The sequence below is a fragment of the Streptomyces filamentosus genome, assembly GCF_014654895.1.
GTDB classification, from domain to species: domain Bacteria; phylum Actinomycetota; class Actinomycetes; order Streptomycetales; family Streptomycetaceae; genus Streptomyces; species Streptomyces filamentosus.
The window spans coordinates 537,304-553,713 of sequence record NZ_BNBE01000004.1; the positions used below are offsets into that span (position 1 = coordinate 537,304).

Annotated in this window: 13 protein-coding genes; 4 read left to right on the forward strand and 9 right to left on the reverse strand. The window is 76.9% G+C overall.

What is annotated here, in order from left to right:
• Nucleotides 1-11: 11 nt before the first annotated feature.
• Complete coding sequence (locus tag IE326_RS36220; protein WP_190044603.1) at nucleotides 12-824, reverse strand: polysaccharide deacetylase family protein; 813 nt, start codon at nucleotides 822-824, stop codon at nucleotides 12-14.
• Nucleotides 825-1,045: 221 nt separating this feature from the next.
• On the opposite strand from IE326_RS36220, the gene IE326_RS36225 reads away from it, so the two are divergent.
• Complete coding sequence (locus tag IE326_RS36225; RefSeq protein WP_150233987.1) at nucleotides 1,046-2,848, forward strand: ATP-binding SpoIIE family protein phosphatase; 1,803 nt, start codon at nucleotides 1,046-1,048, stop codon at nucleotides 2,846-2,848.
• A 319-nt stretch (nucleotides 2,849-3,167) separates the two neighbouring features.
• Nucleotides 3,168-4,382 carry a PP2C family protein-serine/threonine phosphatase gene (locus IE326_RS36230; protein WP_190044604.1) on the forward strand — a complete coding sequence of 405 codons (1,215 nt, stop codon included), beginning with the start codon at nucleotides 3,168-3,170 and terminating at the stop codon, nucleotides 4,380-4,382.
• A gap of 23 nt (nucleotides 4,383-4,405) precedes the next feature.
• Here IE326_RS36230 and IE326_RS36235 read toward each other — a convergent pair whose 3' ends face one another.
• Nucleotides 4,406-6,334 (reverse strand): hypothetical protein, encoded by a 1,929-nt coding sequence (locus tag IE326_RS36235; protein WP_229915829.1) that lies wholly within the window; start codon nucleotides 6,332-6,334, stop codon nucleotides 4,406-4,408.
• A 78-nt stretch (nucleotides 6,335-6,412) separates the two neighbouring features.
• Between IE326_RS36235 and IE326_RS36240 the strand changes: the two genes are divergently transcribed.
• Nucleotides 6,413-6,811 carry a hypothetical protein gene (locus IE326_RS36240; protein WP_190044605.1) on the forward strand — a complete coding sequence of 133 codons (399 nt, stop codon included), beginning with the start codon at nucleotides 6,413-6,415 and terminating at the stop codon, nucleotides 6,809-6,811.
• Between the two features lie 212 nt (nucleotides 6,812-7,023).
• Complete coding sequence (locus IE326_RS36245) at nucleotides 7,024-8,136, forward strand: nitric oxide synthase oxygenase (protein WP_190045028.1); 1,113 nt, start codon at nucleotides 7,024-7,026, stop codon at nucleotides 8,134-8,136.
• Between the two features lie 69 nt (nucleotides 8,137-8,205).
• On the opposite strand, the gene IE326_RS36250 is transcribed toward IE326_RS36245, so the two are convergent.
• From IE326_RS36250 to IE326_RS36280, 7 genes are all read right to left on the reverse strand, one after another.
• Entirely contained in the window at nucleotides 8,206-8,757 is a 552-nt protein-coding gene (locus tag IE326_RS36250; RefSeq protein ID WP_150233992.1) for a hypothetical protein, read from the reverse strand.
• A gap of 237 nt (nucleotides 8,758-8,994) precedes the next feature.
• Nucleotides 8,995-9,612 carry a TOPRIM nucleotidyl transferase/hydrolase domain-containing protein gene (locus IE326_RS36255; protein ID WP_150233995.1) on the reverse strand — a complete coding sequence of 206 codons (618 nt, stop codon included), beginning with the start codon at nucleotides 9,610-9,612 and terminating at the stop codon, nucleotides 8,995-8,997.
• 179 nt (nucleotides 9,613-9,791) lie between these two features.
• Complete coding sequence (locus IE326_RS36260; RefSeq protein WP_150233998.1) at nucleotides 9,792-10,280, reverse strand: hypothetical protein; 489 nt, start codon at nucleotides 10,278-10,280, stop codon at nucleotides 9,792-9,794.
• Nucleotides 10,281-10,371: 91 nt separating this feature from the next.
• Complete coding sequence (locus IE326_RS36265) at nucleotides 10,372-12,630, reverse strand: SpoIIE family protein phosphatase (RefSeq protein WP_190044606.1); 2,259 nt, start codon at nucleotides 12,628-12,630, stop codon at nucleotides 10,372-10,374.
• Between the two features lie 150 nt (nucleotides 12,631-12,780).
• The gene (locus IE326_RS36270) at nucleotides 12,781-13,944 is read right to left on the reverse strand and encodes a glutamate--cysteine ligase (RefSeq protein ID WP_190044607.1); all 1,164 of its coding nucleotides are present in this window, start codon (nucleotides 13,942-13,944) and stop codon (nucleotides 12,781-12,783) included.
• 71 nt (nucleotides 13,945-14,015) lie between these two features.
• Entirely contained in the window at nucleotides 14,016-14,300 is a 285-nt protein-coding gene (locus tag IE326_RS36275; protein ID WP_190044608.1) for a hypothetical protein, read from the reverse strand.
• A gap of 200 nt (nucleotides 14,301-14,500) precedes the next feature.
• The gene (locus IE326_RS36280) at nucleotides 14,501-16,339 is read right to left on the reverse strand and encodes an ABC transporter ATP-binding protein (RefSeq protein WP_190045029.1); all 1,839 of its coding nucleotides are present in this window, start codon (nucleotides 16,337-16,339) and stop codon (nucleotides 14,501-14,503) included.
• Nucleotides 16,340-16,410: the final 71 nt, after the last annotated feature.

The following is a 16,410-nucleotide window of genomic DNA, read 5'->3' on the forward strand; positions in this document are numbered from 1 at the left end:
GGCCCCGGGCCTCAGGGGGCGTCCGGGGCCGTGCGGACCGGGAAGCTGAAGGTGCGGCCCTGTTCCTTCAGCCACGGCAGCACCTCCCGCAGCGCGGTCACGCTCTGCGAGCGGTCGCCGCCGCCGTCGTGGAAGAGGATCGTCGGGCCGTTGGGCAGCTCGCTCTTGACGGTCGCCACGATGGCGGCGGCGCCCGGCCGCTCGAAGTCCTTGGTGTCGACGTTCCACCCGAGCGGCCGCATCCCGGCCGCCGCGGCGATCTTCCGGCTGTCGGGGGTGAACGCCCCGCCCGGGGCCCGGTAGTACTGGACCTCGGTCCCGCCGGACGCCTCCTCGATCATCCTCAGCGCGTCGAGGATCTGCTGCTTCTGGTACGCGACGGGCTTGCGGTCCATCGTCGTGTCGTGGGTCATGGTGTGGTCGCACAGCCGGTGCCCCTCGGCCACCACCCGCTTCACCAGGTCCGGGTGCCGCTTCGCCTGCGGGCCGATCATGCAGAAGACGGCCTTGACGTCGTTCTCCTTCAGGATGTCGAGCATCTGCGGCGTCCAGCGCGGGTCCGGCCCGTCGTCGATGGTGATGTTGACGGCCCGTCCGCCGGCCTCGGCCGCGTGCGCGATGCCCTCCGGCACCCGTACGGTCGGCTTCGCGGGCCGGTCCGGTCCGGTGGTCCCCCGGTCGGGTGTCCGTGCCCCCGCCGCGGCTCCGCCGTCCGACCCGTCCTCGGCCCCCACCAGCGCGGTCGCTCCCCATGCGGCCAGGCTGATGCCGACCGCCGACGCCAACACGGCCACGTGCGCGGTGTACTTGCCCATCCGGCGCATGCGCCCTCCATCCTCGCGTTCCCGATCCGACCCCGCGCCGTACCGACGCGTTCCCGGGGTTGAGGACGATCCGGACCTCGAACAGGTTTCACCCGTTCGGCGGATGTGACAGAGCTACCGTTCGGCACCGATTCCGCTGCTGTTCGGATGGTGCGCCGGACGGGGTTCCGGTGCAGACTGTGCACCACACCTGGTCGAGTTCCCGTCTGGAGGCCGGAAGAGTGAGCGGCGGCAGCGGCGGACGACGCCTGACCGGCAGGGTCTCGGCCGTGCGGACCTCGGCGGTGCACCGGTCCGCGGCGGTCCTCGCCCGGCGGCGGCGCGCCGCGGACGGGGTTCCGCCCCAGCGGCTGGGCGCGGGGGAACGGCTCGCCTGGCTCAACGCCGCGAGCACCCGCATCGGCACCACCCTCGACCTGGAGCTGACCGCCCGGGAGCTGGCCGAGTTCACCGTGCCCGGCTTCGCCGACGGGGCCGCCGTCGACATTTTGGAGAGCGTCCTGCACGGCGAGGAGGGCTCCCGCTGGACCGGCAGCGGCGTCCCCGCGATGCGGGCGGTCGCGCTCTCCGCCGTCGACACCATGTCCACCCTGGAGGCCGTCCCGGTCGGCGAGACGTACGTGCGCGACCAGAAGCGGCACGAGACGCTGCTGCACCGGTACTGCCTGCGGCAGGGCAAGCCGGTCATGGTGACCCGGATGCGCGAGGACGACTTCGACCGGGTCGCCCCCACCGCGAGCGGCGCGGCGAAGATGCGGGCCCTGGGCGTGCACAGCTACCTCGCGGTGCCGCTGATCGCCCGCGGGCTGCTGCTCGGCAGCGCCGACTTCGTGCGGGGCCCCGGCAGCCCGCCGTTCTCCCCCACCGACCTGGCCCTCGCCGAGCAGCTGGTCTCCCGGGCCGCCGTCTTCATCGACAACGCCCGGCTGTACGGCCGGGAGCGCGAGCACGTCGTCACGCTCCAGCGCAGCCTGCTCCCCCGCGGCACCCCGGACACGCCGGGGCTGCGCGTGCACGGCGAGTACGCGCCCTCGGCGACCCGCCACGCGGTGGGCGGCGACTGGTACGACATCATGTCCCTGCCCGGCGGCCGTACGGCCCTGATGGCGGGGGACGTGATGGGCCGCGGGCTGCCCGCCGCCGCCACCATGGGGCGGCTCCGGGCCGTCGCCCGCACCCTGATGACGCTCGACATGGCGCCCGAGCGGGTCCTCGCCCGGCTCGACCTCGCCACCCGCGACCTGGAGGACGACCAGGTCGCCACCTTCCTCTGCGCGGTCTACGACCCGGCGGACTCCCGCTGCACCCTGGCCGGTGCCGGGCACGTGCCGCCGCTGCTGCTGGACGGGCGCGGCGGGGCCGCGTTCGTCGACCTGCCGGCCGGGGCGCCGCTGGGCGCCGGGGTGATCCCGTACGACCCGGTGACGGTGACCGTGCCCGAGGGCGGCGGTCTCGTGCTGTACACCGACGGTCTGGTGAAGGCGCGGGGCGCCGACCTGGAGGACCAGCTCGGCCGGCTGCGGTCGGCGGCCCTGGCGCTGCCGCCCGGCGCGCTGGAGGACGGCGGGCTGATCGCGGCGGCGCCGGCCGGTCCCGGGCGCTTCGACGAGGCGGTGCTCCTGACGGCCCGGGCCGTGCCGCTCGACGAGGGGACCGGGCTGCGGGTGTGGCCGCTGTCCGGCGACGGCAGGGCCGCCTCGGAGGCGCGGCGCCTGGTCACCCGGCAGCTCGCCGAGTGGGGTCTGGACGACCTGGCCGACGTGTGCGAGCTGGTCGTCTCCGAGCTCGTCGGCAACGCCCTGCGGTACGGCAACGGGCCGGGCGAGCTCCGGCTGCTGCGCGGCGAACGGCTGGTCGTCGAGGTGTCGGACACCGGCCCCGACCTGCCCCAGATCCAGCACGCGGACCTCAGCGACGAGGGCGGCCGCGGCCTCCAGCTCGTCAACATGCTCTGCCGCCGCTGGGGCTCCTGCCGCACCCCCGGCGGCAAGGTCGTCTGGGCGGAGCAGAACCTGCCCGCCTGAGCCGGAGGCCGGCGGGGGGAACGGCCCCCGGGCGTCACACGGGGGCCGCAGGGATTCACGCGGGTCCGCCCCGCGCCACACGGTCCCGCCGGGGCGTCACACGGGCCCCGTCGCACGGGCCCACCGGCCGTCGCACGGGCCCACCGGTCGTGACACAGGTCGTCCGGTCGTCACACGGGTCGTCGGGGTGCCACACGGGTCGTCCGGCCCGGCTTCCCGGTGACCTCCGGCCCTGATCCCGGGGGCGGGGGGCCGGGCATCCTGGCCTTCGAAGGCCGTTGCGACCCGCCGCAGGGCGGGAGCCCGACGAAGGAGAGCCATGTCCGCGGACGCGACCGCGACCGCGCGGCGGACCCCCGCCCGGGGTGCCGCGCACCGCTCCGCCCCCGCCTCCGGCCGCGCCGCGCGCCGGGCGGAACTCCGGTACGCCGCCGGGCGGGTGCTGCCCTTCCTGGTGATCGTCCTCGCGACCCTCGCGGACGTGCTGTCCCCGCCGGAGGAACGGTTCGACCGCTTCCTCATCGCCGCCCCCGCGCTCGCGGCGGCCACCTGGACCGCCCGCGCCACGGCGGCGATCGGCGGCCTCGCGATGGTCTCGACCGCCGGCCTCGCCCTCGCCCGCGACGGCTCCCTCCACCCCTCGCTCCTCGCCAACGAGACGGTGCTCGCGGCCGTCACCCTCGCCGCCGCCGTCTCCAGCCGCGTCCGGCAGCGCCGGGAGGCGGAGCTGCGCCAGGTCAGCGCGGTCGCGGAGGCCGTCCAGTCGGCCGTCCAGCGCCCGCTGCCGCCCCGCCTCGGCACGGTCGAGCTGCGGCTGCTGTACGAGGCTTCCGACGCGTGGGCGCACGTCGGCGGCGACTTCTACAAGGCGCTGAAGGTCCGCGACGGCGTCCGGATCATGCTCGGGGACGTCCAGGGCAAGGGCCTGCCCGCGGTGGAGGCGGCGTCGCTGCTGCTCGGCTCGTTCCGCGAGGCCGCCTACACGGCCCCCGACCTCCCCGCGATCGCCCAGCGCCTGGAGGCCAGCATGGCCCGTTACGCGGAGCGGGCCCCGGAGTCGGAGGCGGCCGACCGCTTCTCGACCGTGCTGCTCGCCGAGATCCCCGACGACCGGCCGGTGATCCGGCTGCTGAGCTGCGGCCACCCGGCGCCGGTGGTGCAGCGGGGCGGGGCCGTGGAGACGGTCGAGTTCTCGGCGCCCTCGGTGCCGGTCCACCTGCCGGTGCCGGTCGACGAGCCGTTCACGGTGGAGGAGGTGCCCTTCGGCCCCGGCGACCGGCTGCTGATGTTCACCGACGGGGTCTCCGAGACCCGGGACGCAGACGGCGCCTTCTACCCGCTGGAGCAGCGGCTGCGGGCCTGGGCGGGCGAGTCCGCCGACCGGATCCCCGAGCTGCTGCGCGGGGACCTGGACCGCTTCGGCGCCCGCGGCCTCGACGACGACACCACGGCCCTCCTGGTGGTCCGGGGCGGGCCGGAGGCGGCGGGCCGGGCCGTCCCGTCCCGGCCGCCGTCCGGCTCCGTCCGCGTCTGACCGGGCCGCCGCGTCCGCCGTGCTCAGCCGCCGGGCGTCCAGCCGCGCAGGGTGCCGCCGTCGGCGAGCCGCCCGTCGAGGACGGTGTCCCCCGGCGCGGCCCGCACCGCGAGGACCCGGCCCCGCGCGGTGGCCCGGACGACGCCGGAGACGGTGATCCCGACGACGTGCCGGCTGCCCGCCGCGAGCAGGTAGCGGGTGCCGGAGGGCGCCGTCCAGGGGGTTCCGGCGAGGACGTCCTGCCCGAACCGCCCGCAGGCGGCGGTGTCGGGCACCGAGGCGACGGGGCGGCCGGGCCCGGGGGCGCGGGCCGGCGCCTCCAGGGTGACGTCGGCCCGGCCGGTGCCCTCCCAGGTCTCGGCGCGGGCGCACACCCACAGGGCCCGGCCGGCCCGCTCGGGCAGCTCCTGCGCGGCGAACTCCCAGCGGTTGACCGAGCGGACCCCGGCGTCCCTGAGCGGGCCGAGGAGGCAGCCGGAGCGCGCCCAGGCCGCGAGGCCGAGCGGGCCGGTGGCCTCGCGGGGCTGCCGGGAGGGGAGGCCGGGGGCGGGGAGCGGCGTCCAGGTGAGGTGGGCGGGGCCGAGGCCGCCGAGGTCGGCGACGAGGAAGGCGTGGTCCTCGGCGATCCGGGAGGAGGAGCGCAGCTGGAGCACGGTGGGCACGGCGCATCCGGCCGCGCCGCCGGAGGCGGGCGGCGGCACGGGCGCGGTGACCCCGTCCCGGGCCACGGGCAGCTCCCGGGCGGGGGCGGCCGGAGCGGCCGGGTCCCGCACCCCGGCCTCGGCGATCCAGGGGGCGAGGAGGAAACGGGTGCCCTCGGCGGTGCGGGCGAGGACGACCGAGGCCGCGGTGGTGACGTCTGCGCCGTCCGCGCGGGCCAGGGTGAGCGCGGGGCGGCCGGCGGCCGGTTCGGTGTAGCGGGCGAGCCGCAGGCCGTCGTGGAGCAGCACCACGGCGGCGCCGCCGGTGTCGCCCGCGTACAGCAGGGCGGGGGGCCCGGCCGGGGGCGCGGCGTCGGTGCCGGGGGTGGTCCGCGTGACGGCGGTGCCCCGGGTCCAGGCGGTCAGCGCCCGGCCGAGGAGGGCCGTGTCGCCGGTGCGGGCGCCCCGGGCGGGCCAGGCGGTGAAGTCCACCCGGGAGGTGTCGGCCCAGCGTCCGGAGTCGGTCCGGGTGAGGACCGCCGGGTCGGCGGCGGCCTCGGCGCGGGCCGGGGCGGGCGGGGGCGCGTCCGGGCGGAGCGGACCGGCGGCGACCGGGACGGCGGCGAGGAGGAGGGCCGCCGCGAGGACCGCGGCCCGGCCCCGGCGCCTGCGGCGCAGCAGGTCGGTGGGGCGCAGGTGGACGGTGCAGGGGTCGAACTCGGGGCCGCGGAGCAGGGCGGCGGGGTCGCCGGGGACCGTCGCGCGCAGCCGCTCCGCGGCCGCGAGGGCCCCCTCGGGGTCCGCCGCGCCGGCCCCGGCCAGCAGCGCCGCGGTCTCCCGGGGGGCCAGTCCTTCGAGGACGGTGAGCGCGAGGGCGGCGCGGGTCTCGGGGGTGACGGCGGCGAGGGCCCGGTCGAGGGCCAGTTCGTCGCCGCCGCCGGCCCGGGGGAAGAGCCGCAGTCCGGTGACGCGGGGCAGGACGAGCGCGGCGGGCCGGAGGTCCCGGGCGGCGAGGGCGCGGGCGACGACCCGGGCCCGGAGCCAGGCGTGGGCCTCCTCGCGGGGCGTCCGGGGCGAGGGCACGGGGGCGGCGGCCCGCTGCGGGCGGCCCCGGGGCAGGGCCCGCTGGACGGTGGCGTGGGCGGTGAGCACCCGTCGCTGGCGGCCGAGCGAGGGCGGCAGGACGAGGTGGGCGAGGCGGACGAGGGCCGGATAGTGCTCGACGAGCGCGGCCTCGGCGGCGTCCCGGGAGGGACGCGGGACGGATATGTCGGCGGCCGGGCCGATGCGGGGAGTACGGAGCTGCTGCACGAACCGAGAACGAGCGGGTCCGCCGGAGCGTCACTCCCGGCGTCCCGGCCCGTCCACATCGCGTGCTAAGAAGGCCGGATGACGTTCACACGGGGCCTGCGGGTCCGCCTCGCGGTCGATCTGAGGGTGGCCGGCACGGTCACGGTGGCCGGGGACCCGGCCGGGGAGCCGGAGGCGGTGGCCGGGGCGCTGCTGCTCGGGGAGGGCACGGAGGGGGTCGTGGAGCGGGTCGACGAGCCGGAGGAGCTCCGGCCGGACCCGCGGGCGGCGGAATACGAGCGGCTGGCCTCGCTCCTGGAGTCGTTCGGCGCCCAGATGCCGACGGCGAGCCGGGAGCGCGCCGAGGAGCAGGTGCGGGAGCTGGCGCCGGCGTGGGAGGCGTACCGCGCCCGGCGGCCGGTGGTGACGGCCCGGGTCCGGCTCGACGGCGGTCTGGTCCTGGAGCGGGTGCGGACGGACGTCCTGACCGCGCTGTGAGGCGCCGGACCGGAGCCGGGGACCGGGCACCATACCAGGACGGACCGGTCTCCCCCGTGAAGTTCGAACACTCTCCACAGCCGGGCGAATTCGTACGGTAGTCATGGGGCCAGGGAGGAAACACCTTGGTCTTCAGTCTGATCCGTCGCCGCCCGGCCGTCCCCGCGGGCGCCGCATGCCCCTACCAGGCCGCCGCCGCGGCCCCCGTCCCCGTGCCGCCGTCCCCCGCCGTGCGCGAGCCGGACCGGGTGGACCGCCGGCGGGCGGAGGAGTTCGTCCGGCAGTTCCACGACGAGTGCCCGGGGTCCGGGGACCCGGAGGGCCGGGTCCGCGAGGTGCGGGCCGAGATCGCCCGTACCGGCACCTACGAGCACACGCCCGAGGAGCTGGCCTTCGGCGCCCGGGTCGCCTGGCGCAACGCGGCCCGCTGCATCGGACGGCTCTACTGGAGCAGCCTCGTCGTGCGGGACCTGCGCGGGGTGTCGTCCGCCGACGGGATCGCCGCCGCCTGCGCCGAGCACCTGCGGGTGGCGGGCAACGGCGGGCGGATCCGCCCGGTCCTCACCGTCTTCGCCCCGGACCGCCCCGGCCGCCCGGCGCCCCGGATCGTCAACGACCAGCTGGTCCGGTACGCGGGCCACCGCACCCCCTCGGGCCGCTGGGTCGGCGATCCGCGCGCGGCGGCGGTCACGTCGCTCGCCCGGGAGCTGGGCTGGAAGCGGGAGGAGGAACCCTTCCAGGTGCTGCCGCTGATGGTGCGGGAGCGGCCGGACGCGCGGCCCGAGTGGTACGAGCTGCCGGACGGGGCCGTGCGGGAGGTGGCGCTGCGGCACCCGGAGCACGCGTGGTTCGCCGGGCTCGGACTGCGCTGGTACGCGGTGCCGGCGATCAGCGACATGGTGCTGGAGATCGGCGGGGTGCGGTACCCGGCGGCGCCGTTCAACGGCTGGTACATGGGCACCGAGATCGGCGCCCGGAACCTGGCCGACGGCGACCGGTACGACCTGCTGCCGCTGGTGGCGGAGAAGCTGGGCCTGGACCGCTCCTCGGAGCGGACGCTGTGGCGGGACCGGGCGCTCGTGGAGCTGAACGTGGCGGTGCTGCACTCCTTCCAGGAGGACGGGGTGACGATGGCGGACCACCACACCGAGTCCGAGCGCTTCCTGAAGCACATCGCGCGGGAGCGGCGGCACGGCCGGCCGGTGCCGGCCGACTGGAGCTGGATCGTCCCGCCGCTGTCGGGCGCGGCCACGCCGGTCTTCCACCGCTACTACGACCCGGTCGACCCGTCCCTGCGCCCGGCGTTCGTCCCGCGCCAGGGGTAGAGGCGGGGGCCGGGGTGCGGGCGCGGGAGGCCGGGCGGGCACGGGGCCTCCCGCGCGCCGCCGTCGCGGTCAGTACCGTCCGCCGCCCGCGCGGTTGCCGCGCCCGCCCCTGCGGGGGCGCCTGGACGGACGGGCGGCCGGGTCCGCGGCGCCGCCGGCGGCCTCCGGGGAGGAGAACAGCACGGGGACGCCGGGGCCGCCGGCCGGGGCGGGCGCACTCCGCGGTTCCGGGACCCGCTCGGGTCTCGGCGCCGCGGCGGGGCTCGCCGCCCGCGCCACGATCCGGGCGTGGGTGATCAGCGGGGCGCAGGCCTCGCAGATCTCGGCGAGCGTCCAGACCTCGGCGACGGCCGGGTTGTGGATGAGGACGAGGAGGGTGCGGCCCGCGCACAGGGCGCGGGCCTGGTGGTGGCGGCAGCCGGCTCCGCCGCAGGCGCATCCGGCGTTCGGGCGCGGGGTCGCCAGGCGGGCGTGCGCCCGAACGTGCTCGGCGGCGAAGGCGCGCAGCGCGCGGACGTCCTTGGAGCGCTCGGGCATGCGGCAGCCCGTGGTGGTGCAGCTGACCCGCGCCGAGTGGTCGGGGTGGCCGGTGAGGCGAATCGTCCAGGTCCTGCCTGGCACGCGGGATCCGAGTGGCATGCTCAACGCGCGCAATTCCGTTCGGGAGAGGGGGCGTTCGATCTCTGTTTACCCCGAAGTCGGGGGTGTGACGCGTCCGCCGTCCTCGGGCCGGGCGGTGACGTCCCCCTTCCGGCGGTCCGGCCGGACCGCGCGGGCGGCCAGGACCGCCGATCCGGTGGCGCCGTTCGGCGTACCGCTCGGCGTTCCCGGGCCGGGGCGGGGTCCCGGGCCGGGGGGTCAGAGGGAGGCGAGCAGTCCGTCGAGCGGGGCCGGGACGCGGGCGGGGTCCAGGGCGTCGGTGAGGACGCGGCCGTAGCGGATCTTCCGGCCGGCGGTCGTGCCGAGGAAGCGGCGCATCCTCGGGAGGGGGCCGCGGTCGCGCTGGGCGGGCTGGTTCAGGAAGGTGCGCAGGGCGCGGCCCTCGCCCTCGGCCCGGACCAGCTCCTCGACGCGGTCCACCCCGAGGGCGCGGATCAGCTCGTCCTCCAGGTCGGCGACGCAGACGAAGAAGGCGTCCGGGTCGGCCCCGGCGGCGGCCAGGCCGCGGGCGTAGTGGGCGCGCTCGGCGTCGTCGCAGAGGCCGGTGAGGCGCAGGCCGAGGCCGGGCGGTCCGAGGAGGCGGGCGTGCCGGGCGGCGTTGGTGGCGCCGTACATGGACAGGACGCAGACGCCCTCGGCGGCGAGGTCGCGGCCCCGGCGGGCGGCCAGCGCCTCGACCGCGGCCACGTCGCTGAGCCCTTCGAGGAGCACGACGGTGCGGACGGGGAGGCGGGCGGCGAGGTCGCGCGCGGTGTCGCCGGTGCCGCCCGCCACCCAGGCGGTGACGGCGGTCCGGAAGTCGTCCATGGAGGTCATGGCAGGAGTCTGGGCGGTGTCCGGGCGGGACGGTAGCGGTTTTCCGCCGGGGCGGGACCGGGGCCGTACCCGCGCTCCGGCGCTCCGGCGCTCCGGCGCTCCGGCGCTCCGGCGCTCCGGCGCTCCGGCGCTCCGGCGCTCCGGGGAGTCTCGCCGGTCCCGCGCCGGTCCGGGCGGGGTCAGTAGCGCAGGGCGGTGGCGACCTCGGGGGTGACCTGACCGTCGAGCTTGTGGGTGCTGCGGGCGGTGCCGTCGCCGTCCTTCCCCGCGGGCACGTCGGAGACGGTGACCACGACGGTGTCGAGCAGCTTGCCGCCGTCGTCCTTGTACTCCACCTGGACCGCGAAGGAGCGGGGCTTGTCGTCGGTGTTGTGGACGGTGACCGGGACGGTGGTGCGGCCGTCGCCGTCGGTGGCGGGGGCGCCGAGCTTCACCTCGTCCTCGGCGTCGACGCCGTCCTTGACCTCGGACATCTGCCGCTCGGCCTTCTCCGCCGCCTCGGAGGCGGCCTCCGAGATCCCCTCGGCGGCGGAGGCCACCGCCGACGCGGCCTCGCTGACCGCTCCCGACACGGGGTTGTCACCGTCGTCCGAGCAGGCCGCCGTGCCCGTCAGGACGGCTCCCGCGAGCAGTCCGCCGGCGGCGGCCCGTACCCAGCGTCCGGTCATGTCGTGCTCTCCCTCGGCTCCCGCGTGGTCGTCCGGTCCAGTCAACGGCAGCGTCCGGGTCCCCGCATCCCGGCGGGCGGCGTCCGGTCGCTCAGTGCGGGCCGAGGGCGATGACGGCGATGTCGTCGGCGAGGTGGTGGGTCCAGTCGCGGACGTCGTCGTCGAGGTGCCGGACTAGGCCGTCGGGGGTCCCGGGGCCGGCGGCGGAGAGCCGCTGGGCGAGGGGGTAGAACTCGCCGGTGGAGTTCCGCGCCTCGCTGAGGCCGTCGGTGTGGGTGAGCAGGGTGGAGCCGGGGGCGAGGGCGACCCGGTGGGGGCGTACGGTTCCGGCCGCGTCCAGCAGCCCGAAGCCGAGCGGGAGCACGGCGGGGACGGGCAGCTCGCGGGCCCGGTCCGGACCGACCTCCAGCGGGGCGAGGTGGCCGCAGTTCACCGCCTGGAGGTCCCGGCCGGAGTGCTGGAGCAGCAGGGCGGTGGCGAAGAGCTCCTCGTCGCCGCGGGCGGCGGCGGCCCGCCGGACCTGCCGGTCCAGGCAGGCGGCGACCTCGCCGAGGTCCTCGGTCTCGTGGGCCCGGCTGCGGAAGCAGCCCAGGAGGTCGGTGACGGTCTGGACGGCCTGGAGGCCCTTGCCCCGCACGTCGCCGATGAGGACGCGGGTGCCGTAGGGGGTGTCGAGGGCTTCGAGGAAGTCGCCGCCGATAGCGGTGCCCGCGGTCGCGGGCCGGTACAGGCCCGCGAGGCGGAGGCCGCCGAGGCGGTCCGGGATCGGGTGGAGCACGGCGCGCTGGAGGGCGGCCGCGGTCTCCCGGGTACGGTTCAGCCGTTCGGACTGCTCGCGGCGCGACCAGGCGACGGCTCCGGCGACGGCCCCCACGCAGAGGGCGACGACCACGCTCATGGGCCGGCTGGTGTCGGCGTCGACCATCACGTACTGGAGGACCGAGGTGACGGCCACGACCAGGGCGACGACCGGCCGGCCGAGGGCGAGCGCGGCGGCCGCGACCACGATCGTGCCGACCCACAGCAGCTCGCGGGCCTCGCCGGGGAGCGGCAGGGGGCCGAGGGCGGAGGTGTAGGGCAGGGCCTGGGCGGCGGCGGTGCCGACGAGGATCGCCGCCGGCAGCAGGGCCGCGTGCACGCCGAGGTGGTGCCGGGGGACGGCGGCGAGGTAGCGGGCCATCTGCGGGGCGGCGGCCAGCATGGTGCCGAAGCCGACGAGGGTGACGACGGCGAAGCCGCCGGCCAGGGCGTGCGAGGCGTGGTCGACGAGGGCGTGCAGCAGGGCGAGGCCGAGGGCGGCGAGCGGCAGTCCGAGGGAGGCGCCGGCCAGCGGGGGCACCGGCCGGTGCCGGAGCAGCAGGCAGGCGGCGGCGCCGCCGGCGCCGAAGGCGGACAGCACGAACGCGGCTGCCCGCGCCGGGAGGCCGACGTCGGTGACGAGGGCGGGCACCGCCATCGTGAGGACGACCTGGGTGAAGCCGAGGACGAGGCCCGCGACGAGCGCCCCGGTCCGGACGGCGCCGGGGACGGCCCGGGCCCGGCTGCGCTCGGTGTGGCGCAGGGCGCGGAAGCGGGCGGCGGCGCCGGCGAGGACGGCCGCGGTGAGCAGGGCGCCGACCCGGAGGTCCTGCCAGCCCCACAGCGGGGCGAGCTGGAGGGCGGCGGCCAGGGCGACCGCGCATCCGGCCTGGCAGAGCGTGCGGACCCGGTCGGGCAGTTCCCGCGGGGCGAGCGGACCGGCCTCGGGGAGCAGCCGGCGGACGAGCAGCAGGGCGGCGCCGGCCGCGGCCGCCATGAGGGCGGCGGTGGGGCGCCAGCCGGTGAGGGCGGCGGCGTGCGGGGCGAGGTTGACGGCCAGGACGAAGCCCGCGGACATCGCGGCGAGCCAGCCGCCCATGATCCGGCGGATCCGGCCGGGCAGGGAGACGGTGGTCATGAAGGCGAGGCAGGAGACGAAGACGGCGGCGAGGGCCGCGGCCACGGCGATCCGGCCGAGCACGTAGACGGCGGGGTGCGGGGAGGCGGCGAGCACCAGGGAGGCGAGGCAGAGCGTCCCGAGCGAGGCGGTGAGCACGGTCCGGCGGCCTTTGAGGTCGCCGGCGCGGCCGGTGGCCACGAGGACGCCGATGGCCAGGCAGGCGCCAGTGATCTGGGCGACGGCGTTGCCCCGGGCGGTCACGCCGAGGTCGGTGTGGACGAGCGGCGCGACCGCCGTGTTCATGGCGGGTGCGACGACGTACAGGGCGGCGACCAGGGCCAGGACCAGCCCGATCAGCCGGGGGGAGGCGGCGTGGCCGCTCCCCGGTGCCGGTGCGGCACCCGCCCCGTACGGCGTGGTGGTGCCGGTCATCGACAGGACCTCCTCGTGGTTCCCCCGTGGGCTTCCCCCGACGATGGTCCCAGCGAGATGTGCACCACTTACAGGGACAAAAGTCCCAGAAGGTCATACCGATGGAGCGGCCCGGCTGCCGGAGCACGAGGTCCCCCGGTGCGGCCGGACTCAGTCGCTCCCGGCCGTGATGCGGGCGCAGGCCCGGACCACCGCTCCCAGGTCGTGCTCCTCCTCGTACAGGTCGCGCTGGCGTCGCGCGCCGCCGCCCTTCGCCAGGAGGTCCGTCAGGCCGCGCCGGACCAGGGCGAGGTCCCCGGCGTCCCGCAGCGCCTCCTCGGTGTGGTCGACGAGGGCGCCGAGGACCACGTCGGTGGGGGCCTCCCGCAGGGTGCGGGGGTCCAGGAGGGGGCCGTCGAGCCCGGAGCGGGCGGCCCGCCAGGAGGCGAGGCGCAGCAGGGCCGCGGGCGGTGCGGGGACCGGCTCCCCTTCCTGCCAGGCGCGGGCGGCGGTCTCCACGAGGCCGCGGACGAGGGCGGCGACGAGCACGGTGGTGTCCGCCTCCAGGCAGACGTCGGCGACGCGGACCTCCACGGTCGGATTGGCGGCGGAGAGCCGGGCGTCGAAGTAGACCATCCCGGGGTCGCGCAGGACGCCCGTCGCGACCATGTCGCGCACGCACGCGTGGTAGGCGGCCGCGCTGCCGAAGGGCTCGTACGCCCCGGCGGAGGGCCAGCGGTTCCAGACCCGGCTGCGGTAGCTGCTGTAACCGCTGTCGTGGCCCTGCCAGAAGGGGGAGTTGCCGCTGATCGCGTTGATCGGGGCGAGCCAGCTGCGGATCCGGTCGAGGACGCCGACGCCCTCCTCGTCCGAGGCGACGGCGACGTGGACGTGGCAGCCGCAGGTGAGCTGCTCCTCGGTGGTGAGGGCGAACTGCTCCGCCATCCAGCGGTAGCGGCGCCCGAGGTTCCGCGAGGGCTGGACCGGCAGCGGCGAGGTGGCCAGCGCCGCGACCAGGGCGCCCGCGCCCCGGGCGTGGCGGGCGACCTCGGCCCGCCGGCGGACCAGCTCCTCGCGGACCGCGTCCATGGTGCCGTGCGGCTGGGTCGCGAACTCCACCATCTCCTGGTGGAGCTCCTTCTCCAGCGCTCGGCCCTCCCCGACCGGCTCGGCCGCCGCGGCGGCGAGGACGGCCGGGGCGAGCGCAAGGGGCTCGCCGGTCCGTTCGCTGACGAGCAACAGCTCTTCTTCCACGCCCACTGTGCGTGCCTGCCGGGCCGGTGCGCCGCCGATGACCGGCCGGACGTCCACCTCGGTGCCGCCGAAAGGTTCCATGGGCGGCGCCTTGCCCGGGACGGCGCGTCGTAAACGGCCGGGAGGCCTCCGACCGGGCACTTCCTTCCCCCTCACTCCTGGTGGGGCGCCGCCGCCACCGCGACCGGAGCCGGGGCCGGGCCGACGACGGTCAGGGGTATCCGGACGTTCTCGCAGAAGCGGCGGACCCGGGAGAGCACGCTCAGGGAGGCGGGCGAGGGGTCGGCGGTGGAGAGCTGGACCCGGACGAGCCGGGGCCGGTGCGCGAGGGCCAGGGCCTGGGCCTCCAGATCGGCGGCGGATCGGCTGGTGAGAGCGAGGTCGCCCGGGAGCGACAGGTGAAGGACGCCCTCCTCGAAGGCGTGGCCGATGAGCATGGCCGCCTCCTTCCGTCGTACGCCGTCCCACCGCCGGGGCGGTGGGACGGACGGTTTCCGTCAAGGCGTTGTGCCGGGCACGCTGGCTCCAGGCTGGCAGAAGCGCAGCGTGTCCGCACCCGCACCGCCCGCAGCCCCGGAGCCAGGGGGCTGCGGAAACCCCCTGGTCGGGGCGAGGGGGCCGCCCCGGGACGGCTCGGTCAGCGGGACAGCGTGGGCTCCGGGCCCGCGGTCCGGTCCCGCGGCGCCCCGCCGTCGAGGAAGCCGCCCGACTGGTGCCGCCACAGCTTGGCGTACGCCCCCTCCGCGGCGAGCAGTTCGCGGTGGCTGCCCTGTTCGGCGATCCGGCCCCGGTCGAGGACCACCAGCCGGTCCATGCCGGCGACGGTGCTGAGCCGGTGGGCGACGACGAGCGCGGTGCGGCCCTCCATGAGCCGCCACAGCGCGTCCTGGACGAGGAGTTCGCTCTCGGAGTCGAGGGCGCTGGTCGCCTCGTCGAGGAGGAGGACCGGTGCGTCGCGCAGGATGGCCCGGGCGAGCGCGACCCGCTGCCGCTGTCCGCCGGACAGCTTCACGCCGCGCTCCCCGACGAGGGTGTCGAAGCCCTCGGGCAGCGCGTCGGCGAACTCCGTGACGTGTGCGGCCTCGGCGGCCCGCCGGACCTCGGCCTCGGTGGCGCCGGGCCGGGCGAAGGCGATGTTCTCCCGCAGGCTGCGGTGGAACATGGCGGGGTCCTGCGGCACCGACGCGATGAGCCCGCGCAGGTCGGCCTGGCGCATGCGGCTGATGTCCTGACCCGCGATCAGGATCCGCCCGGCGTCGACGTCGGTCATCCGCAGCAGCAGCCGGGTGAGGGTGGTCTTGCCGCCGCCGGAGCGGCCGACGAACCCGACCTTCGTGCCGGCCGGGATGTCCAGGTCGAGCCCTTCGAAGAGCGGCTTCGCTCCCCGGTGGGCGAAGTGCACCCCTTCGAAGCGGACCGCCCCGGACCGGCTCCGCAGGGGCTCGGGGTCGGACGGGTCGACCACCCGCGGCGGGTCGAGGAGGAGTTCGGTGAACTGGGCGGCCTCCGTCATGGAGCTCTCCAGCCGCCGGTAGATCTGGTTGAACTCGAACATGATGCGGGTGGCGTTGGCGTAGTAGGTGAACGCCACGATGATCGCCTCGACGCCCCGCTCCCCCGCCCCGAGCATCAGCGCGAGCACCAGCCCGAGCACGTTGGTGAGGACGGAGAGCGGTGCGACCAGGGTGTCGATGCGCAGGTTGCCGTAGTCCCAGGAGCGCAGGGTGATCCGGCGCGACTCGGCGGCGCGGGACCGGTGTTCGGCGGCCTCCCGCTCCTCGGCGGCGAAGGAGCGGACGGAGTCCATGTTGGTCAGCACGTCGGCGACGTGCCCCGACACCCGGGCGATGGCCTCCTCCCGTTCGGCGACGATGCGCTGGCGGCGGCGGACGAGCGGCAGCACGCACACGGCGGTGACGGCGATCATCACGAGCAGGCCGGCGACGAGCAGCGGGTCGTACTGCCAGAGGACGACCGAGGCGAACAGCAGGGGGACGAAGCTGCCCATGACCTGGAAGGTCAGGGTGTCGACGAAGTCCTCGAAGCGGGAGGCGAAGCTGATGACCCGCTTGGTGAGGGAGCCGGCGAAGTTGTCGTGGAAGAACGCCGCGTCCTTGGCGAGGAGTTCGTCCATGCCGGTGGCGTAGAGGTGCTCGATGCCGCGCGCGTCGACCCGGTTGAGGCAGTGGAAGCCGGCCCGCCACAGCGCCTCGCCGAGCAGCAGGACGGCGGCGAAGACCAGGGCGTAGGGCAGGAGCGCGTCGAAGGTGACGGCCCCTCCGTCGGCGACCTTGCCGACGAGCTTGGCGACGACGAGCGGGGCGAGGTAGTTGATGCCGATGTTGCCGAGGGCGGGGAGCAGCAGGGCGGGCACCGCGATCCGCCGGAGCCGCAGCAGCTCCCCTCCGTAGTGGCGGATCGCGAGGCGGACGGGGCTCCGGCCCGGTCCGCCGCCGCGTTGTCCTGAGGGTTCCATCATGACCTTCCGTCGTCTCGTGGACACGTAAGGTGACGGAGTGTGGCGCAGCGCGGCCGGGGCGGTCCACG

Bases quoted from the DNA above. Each gene is read 5' to 3' on its own strand.
- IE326_RS36265 (WP_190044606.1), bottom strand. From the start codon at position 12,630: ATGACCGGCACCACCACGCCGTACGGGGCGGGTGCCGCACCGGCACCG.
- IE326_RS36220 (WP_190044603.1), bottom strand. From the start codon at position 824: ATGCGCCGGATGGGCAAGTACACCGCGCACGTGGCCGTGTTGGCGTCG.
- IE326_RS36255 (WP_150233995.1), bottom strand. From the start codon at position 9,612: ATGACCTCCATGGACGACTTCCGGACCGCCGTCACCGCCTGGGTGGCG.
- IE326_RS36240 (WP_190044605.1), top strand. From the start codon at position 6,413: ATGACGTTCACACGGGGCCTGCGGGTCCGCCTCGCGGTCGATCTGAGG.
- IE326_RS36275 (WP_190044608.1), bottom strand. From the start codon at position 14,300: ATGCTCATCGGCCACGCCTTCGAGGAGGGCGTCCTTCACCTGTCGCTC.
- IE326_RS36260 (WP_150233998.1), bottom strand. From the start codon at position 10,280: ATGACCGGACGCTGGGTACGGGCCGCCGCCGGCGGACTGCTCGCGGGA.
- IE326_RS36280 (WP_190045029.1), bottom strand. From the start codon at position 16,339: ATGGAACCCTCAGGACAACGCGGCGGCGGACCGGGCCGGAGCCCCGTC.
- IE326_RS36230 (WP_190044604.1), top strand. From the start codon at position 3,168: ATGTCCGCGGACGCGACCGCGACCGCGCGGCGGACCCCCGCCCGGGGT.
- IE326_RS36270 (WP_190044607.1), bottom strand. From the start codon at position 13,944: ATGGAACCTTTCGGCGGCACCGAGGTGGACGTCCGGCCGGTCATCGGC.